The following is an 18,668-nucleotide window of genomic DNA, read 5'->3' on the forward strand; positions in this document are numbered from 1 at the left end:
TCTCCATTATACTACGGAACGGCCCTGCCAGGCTCGTCATCGCTTTACTGTGACAGGCTATTTGACGCGCTATCCTCGCGCACAGCTCCCTGTCCGTCAGGGAGCGTATGGACAGCGGAACGATTGGAAACCCTTGCAACAGGGTATAAAGTGCCTATCAAGGCAATCGAACGTTGGAACGTTATGAGGAAGATCCATCAACCAGGAGGGGACAAGCATGGAAGACAAGAACAAAGAAGGTCTCGCGACGGAAAAAGACATTGATCCTCGATTCGGCATGTTCGAGGACCAGCGCGAAGGAAGCCGGGTGCAAAGCGCCGAGGAAGAGCTTCTCCGCACTTATCCTTCCGGAGAAGGCACTTATGGTACCGTTCAGGTCGACAGCTACACCGTGTCCTCCTCCCAAGCGAACGCCGCGCTGGCGGATGATGTCGACGGGGCGGAAGCGCCGAGTCCGGATCAATATGCCAAGCAGCGCGATGGCGGCGACTATGCCGAGGAAGTTCCTGTCGGCGTGCGCGCCGTGAACGCCAATCCTGACCTTCTCGAGCTCGCCGACGATACGCCCGTCGATCCCGCTGCGCCGCCCGACGAATTCCACGGCACCGATCTGTTGAACGGAGTCGGGGCGCATCCGGAGGAAGAAGACCGGGATTAGAGGATATGGAACGGGAAGCGAAATTTTAAAGAGCGATGATCCGGATCGCTCGCGGGCGAAATAAATGAAGCAGGGGCTGTACGGCATATAGCCGTACAGCCCCTGCTTCTGCTCGTCCGATCAATCTTCGAACGAAAATCCCTGTTCCCGCAAGAAATCCGCGTAGCTGCGCGACGGATAATCGGTGCGCCCTTTCATCTCGCGCGTCCACGACGATTCCCTGCCGCCGCCGGAACGGTTGCGGATGTATTCCGCATACAGGCTGTCGTAGCGATCCAAATCTTCGGCATACCTATTTTCCCTGTACCGGTTCTCGGCATACATGCTTTCCATCGGGAGCCGCGGCCGGTGATCCGGCTGCTCGTCGGGAACGCCGATGCACATGCCGAATACGGGATAGACGAGAGGCGGCAGTCTCAGCAGCTCCGACATCTTTCTCATGTCGTTGCGGATTCCGCCGATGTACACGATGCCGAGTCCCAGAGACTCGGCTGCAGCCGCCGCGTTCTGCGCCGCGAGCGAGGCATCGACCGTCGCCACAAGGAAATACTCCGTCGTCGCGTCGAAACTTCCTCCGTGCATGGCGACCGCTTCTCCGAAACGGCTGAGATCGGCGCACCAGACGAGGAATACAGGCGCTTCCCGGACATGGCGCTGGTTGCCTGCGACATCTGCGATCTGATTCCTCAGCTCGGGATCGGTGATCCCGATGACGCTGTAAGCCTGCATATGGCTGGAAGAAGAAGCTTGACGGGCGCAAGCCAGAACGGCGTCCAGCTGTTCGCCGGTGACCGGCTCGTTCTTGTAGCGCCGGATGGAGCGGTGGTTCATGAGCAGCTTGATCGTCTCGTTGCTGTCGCCGGCTTGCATGATGCCAGCCTCCTTTCGGGGACAAAAAAACCTCCTGTCCATTATAAGGCACAGGAGGTCGGGCTGCCAGCAGCCTTCCAAACCATCAGGTCCGGATCCCATGAGGGCAATCCGTCACTCTGACTGCAGATTGGCGATCATCCGGTCGAAATAACGGAGCATCTGCTCCATATCCGTCCCGTCCATTCCTTCGTACAGCTTGTACATCAGATTCTGCTTGGTCTTGCTCACTTGCTCCAGCAGCTGCTTGCCGTTCGCTTCGATATCGAGCAGCACGACTCTGCGGTCCTGCTCCCCGCGCTCTCTCGATATATAGCCAAGCTCGACCAGACGGTCGGCCAGTCCGGTTACCGCGCCGGAAGTGATTTGGAGCCGGTCCGCCAGCACCGATGCCTTCTGCGGACCTTCGGAGGACAACAGGCTGAGAATGCGGACATGCGTAAGGCCAAGTCCATGTTCGTTATCCCGGTTCCATTCGGAGTTGATGAGCTTGCGGACGAGCCTGAACCGGTCGTCCAGCTGTCTGATCAGCTCTTGCGATACCGCTTCATTGACCATGCTTCTTTCACCTCCAGACCCCTTTGGAAGTAAGTTGGGGTTATTATATCCTTTTCCTCTAAAAATCTTCAATGTAAAGCTAAAAAAGAAACCTGACAGACTCAGCCCCGTTCGTTCGAAGATGGGCAAAGGCTGCCTCAATCCTTGAACTACGCAGAGCAGGACGGTCAGGTTTCAAAAAGTTTAGTTCAAAGCTTTACGGAGCGGGTCCGGCAAATCCGGCCTCAGCATCTTTCTCGCCGTCAGCCAGGCATGCTCCAGCGCCCTCTGCAGCGTCCATGCGCTGCGGGCGCCGGCCTGCACCACGAGGCCGCTTCTCCATGTCAGCGAGACGCCGCTGACAACCTCGCGTCCGGGCACCGGCTGGAGAGAATCCATCGCTTCGCGCAGCTTCTCCTCCAGCCGGCGGTCGACCAGCGACGAGAAGACGCAGAAGGTTCCCCAATGGGTCATCCCCTGCCAGCTTCCCGGCGCGGCGAGCAGCTGCTCGCCGGGAATAATGCGCTGGTTTTGGCGATAGATCAGTTCACCATCCTCATATACAGCAAGCTTGCTGTCCAGGCGGCGATAGCGGAATACTTCGCCGCGCAGCGTCCGGCCCGGACAGAGCACCTCGGCCTGCATCCAGCATGCGCCGGGAGCGAGCATCACTTCCGTATCCGAGGCGAAGGCCGCATCTCCGAACAGCATGACCGGCTCGGGCATATGCTCCATGACCGCATGCTCGCCGATGCTGAACCGCTGCCGCAGCGATGCGCCGCCGCCTCCCGGACACGGGTGCACCTTGAGGAACGACTGGTTGGAAATCTGGACCATCGTGTTGCTGCCGGCCGTCCAATCCATCCGGTACGCATCGCCTTCCAGCATGCCTGGCGACACATCCATGACCAGAATGCCCGCTCCGCTGCCGAGCGGAAAGCTTTTGGCGATCTTGATGGGCGAAGTATGATAACGCTCCTGCAGCCGCGTTGCGCCGGATCGATGCTCGAATGTTGCCCGAAGCTCGGATACCCGGATGCCGGCCGGCGCTCCCGCTTCCGGGACCGTACTCAATGGGAGTGTCCGTCTCCGCCGGACGCCGCCTCGGAGGCAGCGGCGCTCTCGCCATGAGCATGGCCGTGGTCATGATGGGTATGGCTTCTGCCCTGCGCATGGGCGATTTCATGCTCCAGCCAAGCGGCTATTTCCGCCGTCCCTTCGCCTCCGAACAGATTGGAGAAGATGAACGGCCGGTCGCCGCGCATGCGGCGCGAGTCCGCCTCCATCACCTCGAGGCTTGCTCCTACATGAGGAGCAAGGTCGGTCTTGTTGATGACGAGCAGGTCGGAACGCATGATGCCCGGACCGCCCTTGCGCGGTATTTTTTCCCCTTGAGCAACGTCGATGATGTAGATGAACCGGTCCGCCAGCTCGGGGCTGAACGCGGCGGCCAGATTGTCGCCGCCGCTCTCGATGAAGATGAGCTCGAGCGGAGAGAACCGGCTCTGCAGCTCCTCGATCGCCTCGAAATTCATCGAAGCGTCCTCGCGCACAGCCGTATGCGGGCAGCCGCCCGTCTCCACGCCGATGATCCGTTCTTCCGGCAGAACGCCTGTCGCCGCCAGTATCCGCGCATCTTCCTTGGTATAGATGTCGTTGGTGATGACCGCCAGGCTGTACTTATCCTTCAGCGCTTCCGCCAGGCGTTCCACCAGCTTGGTCTTGCCGGAGCCGACCGGTCCGCCGATGCCGATCCGGATCGGCCTCCCGGCCGGGATCGGATTCGTCTCCCATTCCACATGCGTATGTCCTTGTCCTTGGCACATTCGTAACTCCTCCTAATTGATCGTTTGGATTGCGGATTCTTAACGAGCCGAAGCTCAAGCTTCCTCGCGAAAGCCTGGCCAACGTCGTCCATCCGTTCATCTCCACGCCGGCAACGCCGATTCCTGTCCATTAAATGAAAGCCGCCTTCCTGCGGGCGGGTTCAGGACATGAACAATCGCGAGTACAGCGTCTCGTGGCGGATCATGGCCAGCTCGGCGAAAGGCATGTTGCTCCAAGCCTCTTCCGGCTCCATGCCGAGCGTTATCCCGGCGGCCCGCCCGGCATCCGCCGACAGCATGGCCAGCATACGCTGGGCTTCCGTCTGCCCGATGGCCATCAGGCGCAGCGCGCTGTTCACCGCATTGCTGATGCTGCCGTACAGCCACCCCTGCACGGCCTGTTCCCGGCCGATGCCGCTCTGCCAGCAGATCCAGCCGAATACGAGCGGATGGGTCAGCAGGCATTCCCCTTCCCGGTATGCCTTCTCCAGCTCTTCCATGCGGCATCCCGGATAGATCGACGCCGCCAGCGCCAGCAGGCGCCGTCCCATCTTCTCCATCCCGGAGCGGGTCTCGGTCCCGATGCGCTGGACATGCACGATGCGTTCAGCCATCCATAAGCGCCGATACTCCCCTGCCGGCGCATCCCGGTATACGGCGGAGACGACCAGCGCATCCGTCGTCGCCCAGCTCTGCTCCAGCATGGCGCGCAAATACTGCTCCAGATCGGCGGAACTGCGGATGCCGCCTTCCTGGATCAGCGTCTCCAAGCCGAAGCTGTGCGAGAAGCCTCCGATCGGCAGCGCCGAGTCCAGCAGCTGCTGCAGCACGAGCCAGTTGGCCGGGGGGCTTGAAGAAGCCCCGCAGCTTCCATTGCCGGAGGTCAGAATAAGAAGTACCTCTGCGCCATCGGCACGCTTACCGCAGGCTCGCAGGTCGCATGGACACCGTCCACCGTCACCTTGTAGGTTTCCGGGTCGACCTCGATGACGGGAGTGGCGTCGTTATGGATCATGTCTTTTTTGGATACCGTCCGGCAGCCCTTGACCGGCTCCACCCGCTTCTGCAGGCCGAGCCGCTCCGCGATGCCGCTGTCATGGGCTGCTTGGGAGACGAATGTGATGCAGCTGCCGTATACCGCCCGGCCGTAAGCGGCGAACATCGGGCGGCCGAATACCGGCTGCGGTGTCGGTATCGAGGCGTTGGGATCGCCCATCTGCGCGAAGGCGATCATTCCGCCCTTCAGCACGAGATCGGGCTTCACCCCGAAGAACATCGGGCTCCAAAGCGCAAGATCGGCGAATTTCCCCGGCTCGATGGAGCCGACGAGATGGGAAACGCCATGCGTAATGGCAGGATTGATCGTGTATTTCGCCACATACCGCTTGATCCGGAAGTTGTCGCCATGCTCGTCGTCCGGAGCCAGCGGCCCGCGCTGCCTTTTCATCTTGTCCGCCGTCTGCCAGGTTCGGATAATCACTTCCCCGACGCGTCCCATCGCCTGGGAATCGGAGCTCAGCATGCTGAATACCCCCATATCGTGCAGGATATCCTCCGCGGCGATCGTCTCGGGACGGATGCGCGAGTCTGCGAACGCCACATCTTCGGGGATGCGCGAATCCAGATGGTGGCAGACCATCAGCATGTCCAGATGCTCCTCGATCGTGTTCACCGTGAACGGACGGGTCGGATTCGTGGAGCTCGGCAGCACGTTGAGCTCGCCCGCCGCGCGGATGATGTCGGGGGCATGCCCTCCTCCCGCGCCTTCGGTATGGTAGGTATGGATCGTCCTGCCGCCGATGGCGGCAAGCGTATCCTCCAGGAAGCCGGATTCGTTCAGCGTATCGGTATGGATCGCGACCTGAACGTCGTATTGGTCCGCCGCCTTCAGGCAGGCATCGATGGCGGCAGGCGTCGTTCCCCAGTCTTCATGCAGCTTGAGGCCGATCGCTCCCGCTTCGATCTGCTCGATCAGCGGGCCCGTGAAGCTGGCGTTGCCCTTGCCGGTGAACCCGAGATTCATCGGGAAAGCTTCGGCGGCCTCCAGCATGCGCTGCATATGCCAGGCACCCGGAGTGCAGGTCGTGGCGTTGGTGCCCGTTGCCGGACCCGTGCCGCCGCCGATCATCGTCGTGATGCCGGAGGAGAGCGCCGTCTCGATCTGCTGGGGACAAATGTAATGGATATGGGCATCGATGCCGCCCGCCGTGACGATCTTGCCTTCGGCGGCTATGACCTCCGTGCTCGCTCCGACCGTCATGCCCGGCGTGACGCCGTCCATGATGTCCGGGTTGCCGGCCTTGCCGATTGCGACGATATGTCCGTCCCGAATGCCGATGTCGGCTTTGACGATGCCCCAGTGGTCGATGATGACGGCATTCGTAATCAGCGTGTCCAGCACCCCGTCGCTGCGGAGCGCCCGGCTCGACTGGCCCATGCCGTCGCGGATGACTTTGCCGCCGCCGAACTTGCATTCGTCCCCGTACACCGTGTAATCCTTCTCGACGACAGCCCACAGCTCCGTATCGGCCAGCCTTACGGCGTCTCCGGCAGTAGGGCCGAACATGTCCGCGTAGCTTCTGCGGTCCATCGATTTCATGCGTTCCCCTCCTCCCAAGCCTTCAGGCGGGCCCTCACCTCATCCGGCATCGCGCCGGCAACCGCCGGACCTCCGGCAATGCCGCTCAGCCCGAAGCCGAGACGGCTTCCGCCGAGCTCGACGAGCTCGACCGGCTTCTCCTCGCCCGGCTCGAAACGTACGGCCGTGCCGGCAGGAATATTGAGCCTCATGCCGAAAGCCTGCTCGCGGTCGAAGCTCAGCCCGCGATTAACTTCGAAGAAATGGTAATGCGAGCCGACCTGGACCGGCCGGTCTCCTTGGTTGACGACAAACAGCTCTACGGTCCGCCGGCCTTCGTTGAGCTTGATCTCCCCCGGCAATGTCCGGTATTCCCCTGGTATCACGGGCATTCCCCTTTCCTTCAAAAGCATGGCGCTTACAGCTCTTAGAGCCACCCCGATCCGGCCTCCGGCTGCTGCCGAACGATCAGCCCGATATGGGCTGGTGCACCGTCACGAGCTTCGTCCCGTCAGGGAAAGTCGCTTCGACCTGAACCTCATGGATCATCTCCGGTATGCCTTCCATTACCTGGTCCCGGCGCAGGATCCGCGTGCCGTATTCCATCAGGCGCGCGACCGTAAGGCCGTCTCGGGCGCCCTCCATGATCTCGGAGGTAATGAGCGCGATGCTCTCGGGATAATTGAGTTTGACCCCCCGGTCAAGCCGCCTGCGTGCCACGTCGGCGGCCATTGTGATGAGCAGCTTCTCTTTTTCCCGCTCGGTCAACTGCATCCCTTCCACCCCTTATGCCAGAATTAGTTCCATTATAGTCACGCTGGCGGCGGAAGTAAACATGTTATGTCAGGAAAGTTAACATGATTAAACCTTCACTGCACGCAAAAAAAGAAGCTTCCGCCTTAAGCGAAGCTTCCCGATTCCAAGCTGCTATGCTGTTCCCTCCATCACATCGACACTCGCCAGCGGCTGCTCTACTACCAGATCCGCAGCAGAATATCGACCAATCCCACGTTTTTGCCGCCGTCTCCGCCTACCAGCAGAACGGCCATCAAGATAACCGCGCATGCCATGACCATCATCCACAGATGCCTCAAGGACGTCCCCTCCTCAGCGTCATTGTCTGCTCCTATTGTAGCCGAGCCGGGAGAGGCATACCGTAACGTAATCCTAAAAATTTCTTAAGAAATCCTAAAGAGCGTCTAATGCCGTCGTTTCGCGTCCCTTTTCCGCTAGCGGGACAGTGGCGCCGGTCAGCGGGAGCCTGACCTGGAAGCTCGTCATGAAGGGATCGCTTGCCGCGGATATGGTTCCTCCATGCTGCTCCACGATGCCTTTGGCGATGGCCAGACCCAGTCCCGTGCCGCCGCTGCCGTCTCCTCTCGCCTTGTCGACCCGGTAGAACCGGTCGAACAAGTGGGGCAGATCGATGGACGGTATCATTTCCCCGTAATTGACCACTTCGACCACGGCTTCGCCTCCGGATGCCGAAGCGATCAGATCGACTCTGCCGCCATCCTTGCCGTAGCGGATCGCGTTGGCGAGCAGATTCTCGAATACGCGCACCATCTTGTCGGAATCTCCCGTCACCATCAGCTTGTCGGCCGGCGCCCTCAGCTCCGTGTCCAGGCCCGCCTCCTCCAGCGGCACCCGGTACTGCAGCAGCAGCTGCCGGAGCAGCTCCGTCAGATTGAAGGTAAGCTTGCGCTGCGGCGCGGTCTCATACCTCATCTTCGTGTAGTCGAACAGATCGTTGATCAGCACATGAAGCCGCTTGGACTTCTCGTAAGCGATGCTGACATAATGGCGCAGCTCCACTTCGTCCCTGCACCGGTCCTGCTGGATCAGCCCGAGGTATCCGATGATGGAGGTCAGCGGCGTGCGCAGGTCATGAGAGACGTTCGTGATGAGCTCGCTCTTGGTCTGCTCCGCCCTGCGCTCCTCGTCCAGCGATAATTGCAGCTTGTGGACGAGATAGTTGATGTAGGAAGCGAGATCTCCCAGCTCGTTCTTCTGCCGCACGGGAACCTTGTAGCCGAAATGCCCGTCGGCGATATAGCGGACGCTGCGGCTGACGTCGCGGAAATACCGGAATTGCCGCTGCTGCAGGAGCAGCAAATAGACGAGGAACAGGATCAGAGCCAGAATGACGAGCGTAAAATCCCCCAGCTGGTCGATCATCAGATGGGCGATCGAGCGCAGCGACGGGAACGTCACAGCCAGCCTCTCGGCGGCGATGACCATGAGCGCGGAGGTGATGACCGCGAGCGCCGCGCTTGCCGCCAGATGGACGAGCAGACGGACCGTCATGTCCTTGACGATATTGTCATCCTTCAATTTTGTAGCCGACCCCCCATACCGTCACGATGAACTTGTCTCCGGTTTCCTGCTCGAGCTTGTCCCTCAGCTTGCTGATATGGACCATGACCGTATTGTTGGATTCATAGAACTTCTCTTTCCATACTTGCTGGAAGATGTCCTCCGCGCTGAATACCCGCCCCGGATGCGACGCGAGCAGATGAAGAATGCCGAACTCGGTGCTCGTCAGATGCATCTGCCTCCCGTCCGCGCGCAGGACGACGGCATGGGTGCTCTTGTCGATGCGCAGCGGTCCAAGGTCGACTGCCTCGTCCGAATCCAAGCTGCCGGCTTGCGACGATTTGGGATATTGATAGGCACGTCTAAGCAGCGATTTCACCCTTGCAACCAGCTCCAGCGGATTGAACGGCTTGACCATGTAGTCGTCCGCCCCCGTCATGAGTCCCATGATCTTGTCCATGTCCTCGGCCTTCGCGCTCAGCATGAGGATCGGAACGGGAACCTCGTGGTCCTTGCGGATTCTTCGGCACACCTCGAGGCCGCTCAGCTTCGGCATCATGATATCGAGAACGACCAGATGGTAGGACCCGTCCGCAAGCAGCGCGAGCGCTTCCTCGCCGTCATGGGCGGTCATGGTCTGGTAGCCTTCATTGGATAAATAAATCTGGATCAATTCCGCGATTTCGCGGTCGTCGTCGACGATCAACAGCTTTTTCACAGCCGATACCACCCCTTACAGCCACTATACCGCAGAGCCGGGCCTCTTGAAAGGCGCGGCATCCAATCGTCAGACAGGTTTAAGCTTTCCTTTAGGTTTCTTTCAACAAGCAGCGGAAAACCCCGTTCCTGCGCCATGCAGGGACGGGGTATTGAATACGGTTATGAATGGCAATAAGAGAATCAGCTCTTGTCGCTGTCCGCCTTATCCGTAATATTGATCAGATTCTGCTCCGGATTGTACCAGCAGTAGGCGCCGAGAGATTCGGAAACAAATCGCAGCGGCACCATCGTCGCGCCGCTCAGATTGCGCGCCGGCACGTCCAGCTCGACCTCGTTGCCGTTGATGGAGGCCTTCGTCTTGTTGACGGTCAGCTCAATCGTCATCGTCCCTCTGGTCGCCTTGATGCTCTGGTCGAACTGGTTCCATTCCACCTGAGCCCCCATCGCTTCGAATACGCCGCGGAGCGGAACGAGAGTTCTGCCTTTCTCGATGACCGGATCATGGTTCATGTCATAGTTGATGCCATTAATCAGAATTTTCGGCAGCTCCTTGGAAGCGTGGGCTTGAACGGGAGCCAGCAGCCCCGCGCAGGCGATCAGCGCTGCCGCGCAGAATGCGGCGGCAGGCTTCAGCTTGCGGGAACCGTGGGATGCTGGACTAGCGGAGAAACGGCGAATGGGACTCATGGATGGATTTGCCTCCTTTGGCGATAGACGGAATGAACGGCTCTGATTGTAATTAAACCGCTTTCGGTCGGTACAAACTAGAAAAGATCCTAATTTGCAGCCGCATCATCGAAGCGAAGCATCAAAGCGGCAATCTGTAGTCAATCCTTCCCCGCTATGGTAGAATCATAAAATGATGGTATACCAGGGAGGGACAGTCATGGCACCGAAGAAAATGCGTTCCGATATGATCAAGAAGGGCTTCGACCGCGCTCCGCACCGCAGCCTGCTGCGCGCCGCAGGCGTCAAGGAAGAAGATTTCGACAAGCCGTTCATCGCCGTCTGCAATTCCTATATTGATATTATTCCCGGCCATATGCATCTTCAGGAATTCGGCAAGGTTGTCAAGGAAGCGATCCGCGAAGCGGGCGGCGTGCCGTTCGAGTTCAATACGATCGGCGTCGACGACGGCATCGCAATGGGCCACATCGGCATGCGCTACTCGCTCGCCAGCCGCGAGATCATCGCTGATTCCGTGGAGACGGTCGTCAATGCGCATTGGTTCGACGGCATGGTCTGCATTCCCAATTGCGACAAGATCACGCCGGGGATGATGATGGGCATGCTTCGCGTCAACATCCCGTCCATCATGGTCAGCGGCGGCCCGATGATGGCCGGACGCACCAGCGACGGACGCGCCATTTCCCTCACGAGCGTATTCGAGGGAGTCGGCCAATTCATGGCCGGCAAAATCGACGAGAAAAGCCTGACCGAGCTCGAACAGTTCGGCTGTCCGACATGCGGCTCCTGCTCCGGCATGTTCACGGCCAACTCCATGAACTGTCTCGCCGAGGCGCTCGGAATCGCCCTTCCGGGCAACGGCTCCATTCTCGCCGTCTCGCCTGAGCGCAAGGAATTCGTCCGCGAGTCCGCACGCCAGCTCATGAAGCTGATCGAGCTCGATCTGCGTCCGCGCGACATCGTCACCGTTGAAGCGATCGACAACGCCTTCGCTCTCGACATGGCTATGGGCGGCTCCACCAACACCGTCCTGCATACGCTCGCGATCGCGCATGAAGCCGGCATCGACTACCCGATCGCCCGCATCAACGAAGTCGCCAACCGCGTGCCGCATCTATCCAAGCTGGCCCCTGCCTCCGACATCCACATGGAGGACGTGCATGAAGCCGGCGGAGTAAGCGCCGTGCTGAACGAGCTGCTCAAGAAAGAAGGCGCGCTTCACACGGAATGCATCACCGTTACCGGCAAGACGATCCGCGAGAACGTCGAGAATACGGAAGTGAAGCGCCGCGACGTCGTCCGCCCTATCGACGACCCGCATTCCGAGCGCGGCGGCCTGGCCGTCCTCTTCGGCAACCTGGCGCCGGACGGCGCGATCATCAAGGTCGGCGCCGTAGACAAATCCGTCGGCGGCTACCACCGCGGACCGGCCATCTGCTTCGATTCCCAGGACGCGGTTCTGGAAGGTCTCAGCAAAGGCCTCGTCAAAGAAGGCCATGTCGTGGTCATCCGCTACGAAGGACCGAAGGGCGGTCCCGGCATGCCGGAAATGCTCGCCCCTACTTCCCAGATCGTGGGCATGGGACTCGGAGCCAAGGTCGGCCTGATCACCGACGGCCGCTTCTCCGGCGCATCGCGCGGCATCAGCATCGGCCATATCTCGCCTGAAGCAGCCGACGGCGGCCCTCTGGCCTTCGTCAACGACGGCGACATCATCGAGCTGGACATGAACAACCGGACGATCCAGCTGGAGATCAGCGACGAGGAAATGGCCAAGCGGCGCGCCGAATGGACCGGCTTCGAGCCTAAGATCAAGCGCGGCTACCTGGCCCGCTACTCCCATCTCGTTACTTCCGCCAGCACCGGCGGCGTCATGAGAATCTAATTCAACTCACAACCGAACAATCCCCCTGCGCTTCATGCCGCAGGGGGATTGTTTTTCGTTCGGCTTCCATCGTTCAAATCAAGCTTTCAAGCCTCCGGCCATGACCATCGTCCCGCGCGGCGCGGTGCCGAACGCATCCGGCTCCAGCGTGATCGCCACCTGATCGAAGGAATCCGGCTGGAACGTGAACGTAATGGCGCCGGAGCCGTTCACCGGCTTGAACGTACCGGCATTCACAGGCTTGTCGCCCTTGATGAGCCACACCTGGAAAGCCTGGCTGTCCTTAAGCGCGGGAAGCTTGCTGGCCTGCACGATCAAGTGCGTGCCCTTGGCATCCACGACGATATAAGCCTGCCCTTTGGCGACCATATTTTTGACCGGCTTGAGCGAAATGATCTGGCTCACCGCCGCATCGGCCGAAGGCTTCATCACGTTCTGCAGCTCCGACTGGGCCTGGACCAGATTCTGCTTGGCCGCCTCGAGCTCGCTTGCGAGCTGTTCATTCTTCTTGCCGAGGCTGTCCATCCGCTGGGCAAGGGTGCCGCACACAAGCAGCATGACCGCGGCCGCTCCGGCCAGAAGCGCCACCAGGCGCTGCCTGCGTCCTCCTGCTGCAGCGGTCCTTCTCCTGCTTTCGTCGTTCGAGGTCCAGGCAGCTGATCCTGCATCCTCATTCCGTTTGCTTGCGGAAGCAGCCTCTGTCCGCCGGCGATCGGAAGCATCTTCCTCAGGATAATCCACCTTCGCCAGAACTGCATCCGCTTGCCTTCCCAAGCTCGGATCCTGAGCGTTGTTCCGGCCGAGCACCGCTCCAAGCACCCGCTTCTTCATTCCCTCGGGAGGCTCGACCGGATCGACCGCCAGCGGCAGCAGATTCATCAGCTTCTGCAGCTCCTGCAGCTCCGCACTGCATTCAGCGCATTGTTCCAGATGCTCTTCGAATGCAACGCGCTCAGCCGCGTCAAGCGCTCCTGCCGAGTACAGCTCCACATTGTCGCATTCCGTGTTTTTGCCATGCGGCTGATAGGGCTGGCTTGTCATGATCGAACCCCCTCTCTCCAGACTTCCCCGAGACTTTTGCGCAGCTGCCTAAGCGCTAACCGGACCCGGCTTTTGACTGTGCCCAGCGGAATATGATGCAGCTCGGAAATTTCCTGCTGCGTGTATCCCCCGTAATAAACCAACTCCAGCACCCGCTTCTGCTCCTCGTTCAGCTCCGCCAGCGCTTCCTTCACATGCTCCGCCATGAGCCTGTCCATGGCAGCCTGCTCCGTCGTTTCCGGGTCTTTGACCCCTTGCCAGTCTTCCTCGGATCCCGAAGACGCCGGACGGCGGTCGCGCTTCCGAATCCAGTCGATGGAGAGGTTGCGCGCGAGCGTGAACATCCAGGTGCTCACTTTGCCTGTGCGCTGGTTCATGTCAAAAGAATCGGCGTGATTCCATACTTTGAAAAAAAGCTCCTGCACGATCTCCTCCGACGCCATGACGTCTCCGACGATGCGGTAGACAAAGGAGTATACCGGCCGCTCATATCGATCATACAGCTGCTCAAGAGCATCGCTGTCCTTAGCCGCTATCCGTTGGAGGAGTTGGTCCTCCCAAGCCGTTTCGCTCATTGTTTCCTCTCCTTCGCGCTTCTCCCATCATAGCCTTTCCAGCCCGAAAGTCCAATGGATTCCGGACACAAAAAAGACTGCTTCACGGAGATCCTCGCTCCGAAAAGCAGTCTTGCCGCCGCAATCCGCCGAGGTTCAGGAAGCGCTCGGGCTTCCGCTTGCGACCGGTTCGACGGAGGCTCCCGGCTCGGCCGCAGGAACAGTCACGGAGCCCTTCGGCTGCCTGGCTGCTTCCTGGCCGTCGGCATCGCGGGAAGAGGATGGCGTCCGGGCGGCATGCCGCAATATATCCTCGCGCGACATCAGCAGCATGCGCGGTGTCATCGGCTTTTTGTCTCTTTCCTTGCCTTTGCGGCTGGTGGATTTCTTCTTCGGCCTTGCCGTGAGAACCCGGAACAGAATACGAAGATAAATTCGGGATGCTTTGGCAAATAAATTCTCAGGAAGGTCGAATACCTGGAACCCGAGCCTGTCGGTCCCTCTATGAATCATGGTAACTCCATAAATAGCCTTGACGGAGCTCGTTTCAGGATCGTTCAGAACCTGCCTCGACAAGGCGGGAAGCGCCGTCTCCATCTCCCGGATCAAGTGGATGATGACTGCCATGGGAGAGGTCGAACGTCCCGATACCCTGCGCAGCATGTCGTTGTCGAGATGGATCTCCGCGACGGAATCGCCTTTGCGGATGATATCGCCTTCCTTCAGCTCCACCTCGGGACCGTTGTACGTCGTCTTGCGGTAGTAAAAGACCGTCCTGTCTCCCGAGCCCCGAACAGCCTTCAGCCGGAATACAAGATGGAACAGCTTCTCGTACTGCAGCCATGTCCATGCCGCAGCTCGTCCGAGCAGGCCCGGCCTCGCTTCCTTGGCCTTGTCCGTGATCGCCATCATCTCCTCGATGCCGACAAATCGGAAGCCGCGACGGCTTCCTTCCTCCAGATAAACGGTCAGAGCCTCCAGCATTTGCGCCGGGGCTTCCGCATCCGCGCCGAGCGTAAGCCCGCAGTCGTGCAGCAGCACCACCTCGCCCGGCCTCAGCTTCTTGAGCAGCCGTTCCGTGAGCCGATCGGCATTATCGTGGGCTTTCCAGTCACCGAAGATGCCGGACCAGAGCACGATTTTGTACTGGCCTTTTTTGGAGAAATCGAACAGGTTCACGATTCCCCACGGCGGGCGGTAGTAGGCCGGCATCAGCCCGGCTGCCGCTTCGATGATCTCCGCCGTCCGTTGAATCTGCTTCCTCACCGTGGCAGGCCTCATCAGCCAATTGGTCTTGTGCACATAGTTATGGATTCCGATCGTATGCCCTTCGTCCCGCATGCGCTGAAGAAGCTCTGGGTGCCTCTCCGCATGGGATCCGACGACAAAAAAAGTCGCCTTGGCTCCGTGCCTGGCGAGCAAATCGAGAAGCTTGGGCGTATAAACGGGATCGGGCCCGTCATCGAACGTCAAGGCGATCTCTCGTTCCGTGAGGCCTTTTTTGAACACTCGGAATCCGAACATGCGGCTGACCAGCCCCGGGAGAAAAGCATACAGCGTCAAAAAGTAGAATCCCCAGACAAGCAAATTCTCCATGTTCTTTTCCCCACCATATTCTCTGTATTCTGTCGATTCCGGACACAAGCCTTCCGGAAGTCCATTGAAGTCAACATCCATTGTACCATAGTCCAAGGGCAAAAAAAGCCTATCATCTCTAAAACTATAGTACAATACAGACAGAAATATGCTCGTACACCGATATCTGGAGAAGGAGAACCCGACAGCATGCTGACCTTTTACCGCAAGTACTGGAGAACGGCTTTCGACATCGGCTTGATCGTCCTCACGGTTTATCTGATCATGCTATTGTTCAGCTTTTTGTATTCCATCGCAGCTCCGATCTTCCTCTCGCTGCTCATCTTCGTCATCATTGAGCCGTTGGCCAAAGCCTTGAACCGGATCGGCATCAAAAAATCTCTGGCCTCGGCTGTTTCCATCCTCGTCTTTTCCGCTCTCGTTCTAGGCCTTTTCTTCGGAGCGGGATATATCGTCGTCAAGGAAGCGACCGCGCTTGCGGACAAGCTTCCGGAGTACCAGAGCATGCTCGTCACCAAGGTCAATGCCGGATCGGATTGGCTCAAGGAGCAGGTAGGCGCCCTTCCGCCGGGATCGGTCGACAAGCTGCAGGAATACGTCGACTCCCTTACCCTGTGGGGGCAGAAAGTGGCCAAAGGCTTCCTCTTCAGCGCGGCGGGATACCTGTCCTCGGTCTCCGCCTTTATGTTTAACTTTATCGTCGGAATCATACTCGCTTATTTCCTCAGCATCGAGATCGGCGACTGGAAAAAAATCGCCCGGGACAAAACGCCCCGGACATTCAAGAAAGCATTCGAATTTCTGCGCCTCAACGTCTTCTCGGGCATTACCGCTTACTTGAAGGCCCAGATGAAGCTGATCTCCATCACCTTCCTCGTCGTGTTCGTGTCCCTCCTGCTGCTCGGGGTCGACAACGCGCTGACGATATCGGTGCTGGCCGCTGTGTTCGACATCCTGCCGCTGCTCGGGGTCGGAACGGTATTCATTCCCTGGATCATCTATCTGCTGGCTGTCGGGGATTTCAATCTGGCCATCTGGCTGACCGTCCTGTTCCTCGTCATCGTGCTCGCCCGGCAGATTCTGGAGCCGCTCATTACCGGGGATACGCTCGGCGTCTCCGCCTTCACGATGCTGGCGTTCATGGTCATCTCTCTGTCGCTGTTCGGCGTCGCCGGCGTCATCCTCTCGCCCGTGCTGCTCATCCTTGTAAAAGCGTTGTACGATCAGGGCTATCTGAGACGATGGATCACTCCGCCCAAGGATGAATATGATCTGCCGGACTATGGAAGGCCCGATCCGCCGGCAGAGGCGTGAGATCATCGGCGGAGTCCCGACAGTCTGCCGCTGGAATGAAGCTCGGCCTTAACTCGGCCTTAACTCGGCCTTAGCTCGGCCATTGAAATACGGCTCGATATCAAGCGATTCTCGTCAAGGCAGCCGCTCCGCGCCGGAGGCTTCCCAGGCAGCCAGCGTATCCATGACGCTGCCGAATAGTCTCGCCGCCTGGTTCGGGCTTCCCTCCGGCCGGTTCTCGGCCAGCACAGCTACGGCATACCGTGGGCTTCGGACAGGGCCGTAGCCGGCGAACCATTGATGGTTCCCCTGTCCCCGCCTCCCTGTCTCCGCTGTCCCGGATTTGCCCGCCAGCTGCCAAGACTTGCGCTGCAGGGAACGTCCCGTCCCGCTGCTGACGACCGCCTCCATGCCTTTGCGCAGAGCTGCCGCCGTATCCGGAGCAATGCGTCCGTACGGCGACTTCAGCTCATGAGCCGGCATCCGGGCAAGCAGCTGCCCGTCGGCATATCGGATTTCTCGGAGCAGCCTCGGCTCGAGGACCTGACCGCCATGCAGAAGAGTGACCATCAGATTGGCCGCCTGAAGCGGAGACGCCAGCACATCCTGCTGGCCGATTCCCGTCCGGGCAAGCTCGCCTCCCGACAGTTTGCCCGGCGCTCCCCTTTGGCGGAACACTTGGCCCGATTCTTCTTCCCACAGAAGCCGCAGCGGCCCCTTGAGCGGCCCTGCGGCTTCTCCGTCCTCCAGGCTCCAGCCTACCCTCTTGCCGAGCCCGAGCCGGTCTGCGGTGATCTGGATCTGGGAGGGAGTCAGCCGCTCCGCAAGCCCGGCAAAAACGATATTGCAGGATTGCGCCAGCCCTTGCCGCAGCGTAACGAGCCCATGGCCTCCCTCTTTCCAGCAGGACAATCCGAAACGGCCGTATTCGCCGGGACAGAAGAACTTCTCTCCCTCGCTCGTCACGCCTGCCTCCAGCGCCGCCGCTTCCGTAACCAATTTGAAGATCGAGCCCGGAGTGAACGCTTTGACACCGTGATTTTCCGTCCCGGACAGGGAGCCGTCCAGCTTGAGCGGGTCAAAGGAAGGCATCGATACCATCGCAACGATGTCGGCGGTACGGACATCCAGCACGACAACAGCTCCTTTGGCGAGCCCTTCCAGACGCGCCTTCCTTTCCAGCTCCCGCTGCAAGGGAAGGCTGATGGTCGTGACGGCCTGGAGCGGATAGAGAGGAGTAGACGGGCGCGTTAGCGTCATGTCGAGCCCCTTGAGCGGAGCTCCTCCTCCGTCCGTGAAATATCGGGCGTAGGACGGGCCCGTTCCCTTCAGCACTTTTTCCAGCGACAGCTCCAGACCCGCTCCACCCGTTCGATCGGAAAGGGCCGCCTTTCCCTTTTGCAGCTGCTTGGCGTACAATTCCCGAATCCGATCCGGGTTCTCGCTAATATATCCGATTGCTTGGATTCCGCTTTCCCCTTCCAGATAGCGCGCCCGAAACGGCAGCACCGCTACCCCTTCGATCCGCAGGCCGGCCAGCTCCCGTTCCTGGGAATCGCTTAGCCGGCGCGGAATTCCCGATCCGGAATCATGCCAGAATTCAGGCGACTTCAGGGCGGACAGCTTCTCCGTCAGCTCCTCCCTCCCGATGTTCATGATCCGCGCGAGGACGGAGAGGTCGCCGCCCGTTCCTCTGCTCGCCGAAGAAGGCAAGGGGAACAGCGCAAGCGAGCGATAGGAGAAGCCGGTAAGCGGCAAGCCCGAACGGTCGAGGAAGTCGCCCCTCCCGGAATCAAGCTGGAGGCTTTGGCTGTGCAGCTGCAGCGGGCCCGCAGCCAGCCGCTGCCCTCCAGCCGGACTGCCGGAAGCGTGTCGGGAAGGAAGGAGATCAATCCAGGCAAGGCGAGCGAGGCAGATAAGCATGACGATCGTAATCAAGCAAGCAGCGGTTCTCAAGCGGCGTACGGACATAGGAATGCCTCCGAATATCAAATCGATTGATTCTGTATTCCAGCATTCCCCATCCTTCGTTCAGCTAACAGCGGGAAGAATGAACAAAGCCAAAGAAGCCCCTTTGCTCTCGCAAAGGGGCTTCTTACTTCTTGCT

General features: G+C 59.7%; 18 protein-coding genes. 3 read left to right on the forward strand and 15 right to left on the reverse strand.

Annotation, left to right across the window (positions count from 1 at the left end):
- Positions 1–217: 217 nt before the first annotated feature.
- A complete protein-coding gene (locus AC06G8_RS15485; RefSeq protein WP_447661634.1) occupies positions 218–658 on the forward strand; it encodes a hypothetical protein in 441 nt (146 codons plus the stop codon).
- A 120-nt stretch (positions 659–778) separates the two neighbouring features.
- On the opposite strand, the gene nfsA is transcribed toward AC06G8_RS15485, so the two are convergent.
- From nfsA to AC06G8_RS15540, 11 genes are all read right to left on the reverse strand, one after another.
- Complete coding sequence (gene nfsA, locus AC06G8_RS15490; RefSeq protein ID WP_480283288.1) at positions 779–1,528, reverse strand: oxygen-insensitive NADPH nitroreductase; 750 nt, start codon at positions 1,526–1,528, stop codon at positions 779–781.
- 114 nt (positions 1,529–1,642) lie between these two features.
- Positions 1,643–2,086: a MarR family winged helix-turn-helix transcriptional regulator gene (locus AC06G8_RS15495; protein ID WP_447661636.1), complete on the reverse strand. Its 444-nt coding sequence runs from the start codon at positions 2,084–2,086 to the stop codon at positions 1,643–1,645.
- Positions 2,087–2,269: 183 nt separating this feature from the next.
- Entirely contained in the window at positions 2,270–3,139 is an 870-nt protein-coding gene (locus AC06G8_RS15500) for an urease accessory protein UreD (protein WP_480283289.1), read from the reverse strand.
- Positions 3,136–3,891 carry an urease accessory protein UreG gene (gene ureG, locus AC06G8_RS15505; RefSeq protein WP_480283290.1) on the reverse strand — a complete coding sequence of 252 codons (756 nt, stop codon included), beginning with the start codon at positions 3,889–3,891 and terminating at the stop codon, positions 3,136–3,138. Before ureG ends, AC06G8_RS15500 begins: the two co-directional genes overlap by 4 nt.
- 161 nt (positions 3,892–4,052) lie before the next feature.
- Positions 4,053–4,721, reverse strand: a complete 669-nt coding sequence (locus AC06G8_RS15510; protein ID WP_447661639.1) for an urease accessory protein UreF — start codon at positions 4,719–4,721, stop codon at positions 4,053–4,055.
- Positions 4,722–4,774: 53 nt separating this feature from the next.
- Positions 4,775–6,490 (reverse strand): urease subunit alpha, encoded by a 1,716-nt coding sequence (gene ureC, locus AC06G8_RS15515; protein WP_447661640.1) that lies wholly within the window; start codon positions 6,488–6,490, stop codon positions 4,775–4,777.
- On the reverse strand, positions 6,487–6,855 hold the full coding sequence (locus tag AC06G8_RS15520) for an urease subunit beta (protein ID WP_447661641.1): 369 nt from the start codon (positions 6,853–6,855) through the stop codon (positions 6,487–6,489). Before AC06G8_RS15520 ends, ureC begins: the two co-directional genes overlap by 4 nt.
- Before the next feature lie 82 nt (positions 6,856–6,937).
- Positions 6,938–7,243 carry an urease subunit gamma gene (locus AC06G8_RS15525; protein ID WP_447661642.1) on the reverse strand — a complete coding sequence of 102 codons (306 nt, stop codon included), beginning with the start codon at positions 7,241–7,243 and terminating at the stop codon, positions 6,938–6,940.
- Positions 7,244–7,657: 414 nt separating this feature from the next.
- The gene (locus AC06G8_RS15530) at positions 7,658–8,803 is read right to left on the reverse strand and encodes a sensor histidine kinase (RefSeq protein WP_480283291.1); all 1,146 of its coding nucleotides are present in this window, start codon (positions 8,801–8,803) and stop codon (positions 7,658–7,660) included.
- Positions 8,793–9,503: a response regulator transcription factor gene (locus tag AC06G8_RS15535; RefSeq protein WP_447661644.1), complete on the reverse strand. Its 711-nt coding sequence runs from the start codon at positions 9,501–9,503 to the stop codon at positions 8,793–8,795. The genes AC06G8_RS15530 and AC06G8_RS15535 overlap by 11 nt, the downstream gene beginning before the upstream one ends.
- A 182-nt stretch (positions 9,504–9,685) precedes the next feature.
- The gene (locus AC06G8_RS15540) at positions 9,686–10,192 is read right to left on the reverse strand and encodes a copper amine oxidase N-terminal domain-containing protein (protein ID WP_480283292.1); all 507 of its coding nucleotides are present in this window, start codon (positions 10,190–10,192) and stop codon (positions 9,686–9,688) included.
- A gap of 199 nt (positions 10,193–10,391) precedes the next feature.
- Between AC06G8_RS15540 and ilvD the strand changes: the two genes are divergently transcribed.
- Positions 10,392–12,077, forward strand: a complete 1,686-nt coding sequence (gene ilvD, locus AC06G8_RS15545; RefSeq protein WP_447661646.1) for a dihydroxy-acid dehydratase — start codon at positions 10,392–10,394, stop codon at positions 12,075–12,077.
- A gap of 78 nt (positions 12,078–12,155) precedes the next feature.
- Here ilvD and AC06G8_RS15550 read toward each other — a convergent pair whose 3' ends face one another.
- The 3 genes from AC06G8_RS15550 to AC06G8_RS15560 all read right to left on the reverse strand — a co-directional run bounded on the left by AC06G8_RS15550 (position 12,156) and on the right by AC06G8_RS15560 (position 15,268).
- A complete protein-coding gene (locus tag AC06G8_RS15550; RefSeq protein WP_480283293.1) occupies positions 12,156–13,118 on the reverse strand; it encodes an anti-sigma factor domain-containing protein in 963 nt (320 codons plus the stop codon).
- On the reverse strand, positions 13,115–13,693 hold the full coding sequence (locus tag AC06G8_RS15555; protein WP_480283294.1) for an RNA polymerase sigma factor: 579 nt from the start codon (positions 13,691–13,693) through the stop codon (positions 13,115–13,117). Before AC06G8_RS15555 ends, AC06G8_RS15550 begins: the two co-directional genes overlap by 4 nt.
- 135 nt (positions 13,694–13,828) lie before the next feature.
- Positions 13,829–15,268, reverse strand: a complete 1,440-nt coding sequence (locus AC06G8_RS15560; protein ID WP_447661649.1) for a polysaccharide deacetylase family protein — start codon at positions 15,266–15,268, stop codon at positions 13,829–13,831.
- A gap of 189 nt (positions 15,269–15,457) precedes the next feature.
- Here AC06G8_RS15560 and AC06G8_RS15565 point away from each other — a divergent pair, with 189 nt between their 5' ends.
- Positions 15,458–16,582 (forward strand): AI-2E family transporter, encoded by a 1,125-nt coding sequence (locus AC06G8_RS15565; protein WP_447661650.1) that lies wholly within the window; start codon positions 15,458–15,460, stop codon positions 16,580–16,582.
- Positions 16,583–16,696: 114 nt separating this feature from the next.
- Here the strand turns inward: AC06G8_RS15565 and AC06G8_RS15570 are convergent, their stop codons facing one another.
- On the reverse strand, positions 16,697–18,532 hold the full coding sequence (locus AC06G8_RS15570; RefSeq protein WP_480283295.1) for a peptidoglycan D,D-transpeptidase FtsI family protein: 1,836 nt from the start codon (positions 18,530–18,532) through the stop codon (positions 16,697–16,699).
- Between the last annotated feature and the right edge of the window lie 136 nt (positions 18,533–18,668).

The organism is Paenibacillus sp. SJS-P3 (assembly GCF_056711585.1).

Excerpts from the sequence above, each read along its gene's own strand:
- AC06G8_RS15485 (WP_447661634.1), top strand. The coding sequence starts at position 218 with ATGGAAGACAAGAACAAAGAAGGTCTCGCGACGGAAAAAGACATTGAT.
- nfsA (WP_480283288.1), bottom strand. The coding sequence starts at position 1,528 with ATGCAAGCCGGCGACAGCAACGAGACGATCAAGCTGCTCATGAACCAC.
- AC06G8_RS15495 (WP_447661636.1), bottom strand. The coding sequence starts at position 2,086 with ATGGTCAATGAAGCGGTATCGCAAGAGCTGATCAGACAGCTGGACGAC.
- ureG (WP_480283290.1), bottom strand. The coding sequence starts at position 3,891 with ATGTGCCAAGGACAAGGACATACGCATGTGGAATGGGAGACGAATCCG.
- ureC (WP_447661640.1), bottom strand. The coding sequence starts at position 6,490 with ATGAAATCGATGGACCGCAGAAGCTACGCGGACATGTTCGGCCCTACT.
- AC06G8_RS15525 (WP_447661642.1), bottom strand. The coding sequence starts at position 7,243 with ATGCAGTTGACCGAGCGGGAAAAAGAGAAGCTGCTCATCACAATGGCC.
- AC06G8_RS15540 (WP_480283292.1), bottom strand. The coding sequence starts at position 10,192 with ATGAGTCCCATTCGCCGTTTCTCCGCTAGTCCAGCATCCCACGGTTCC.
- ilvD (WP_447661646.1), top strand. The coding sequence starts at position 10,392 with ATGGCACCGAAGAAAATGCGTTCCGATATGATCAAGAAGGGCTTCGAC.
- AC06G8_RS15550 (WP_480283293.1), bottom strand. The coding sequence starts at position 13,118 with ATGACAAGCCAGCCCTATCAGCCGCATGGCAAAAACACGGAATGCGAC.
- AC06G8_RS15555 (WP_480283294.1), bottom strand. The coding sequence starts at position 13,693 with ATGAGCGAAACGGCTTGGGAGGACCAACTCCTCCAACGGATAGCGGCT.
- AC06G8_RS15560 (WP_447661649.1), bottom strand. The coding sequence starts at position 15,268 with ATGGAGAATTTGCTTGTCTGGGGATTCTACTTTTTGACGCTGTATGCT.
- AC06G8_RS15565 (WP_447661650.1), top strand. The coding sequence starts at position 15,458 with ATGCTGACCTTTTACCGCAAGTACTGGAGAACGGCTTTCGACATCGGC.
- AC06G8_RS15570 (WP_480283295.1), bottom strand. The coding sequence starts at position 18,532 with ATGTCCGTACGCCGCTTGAGAACCGCTGCTTGCTTGATTACGATCGTC.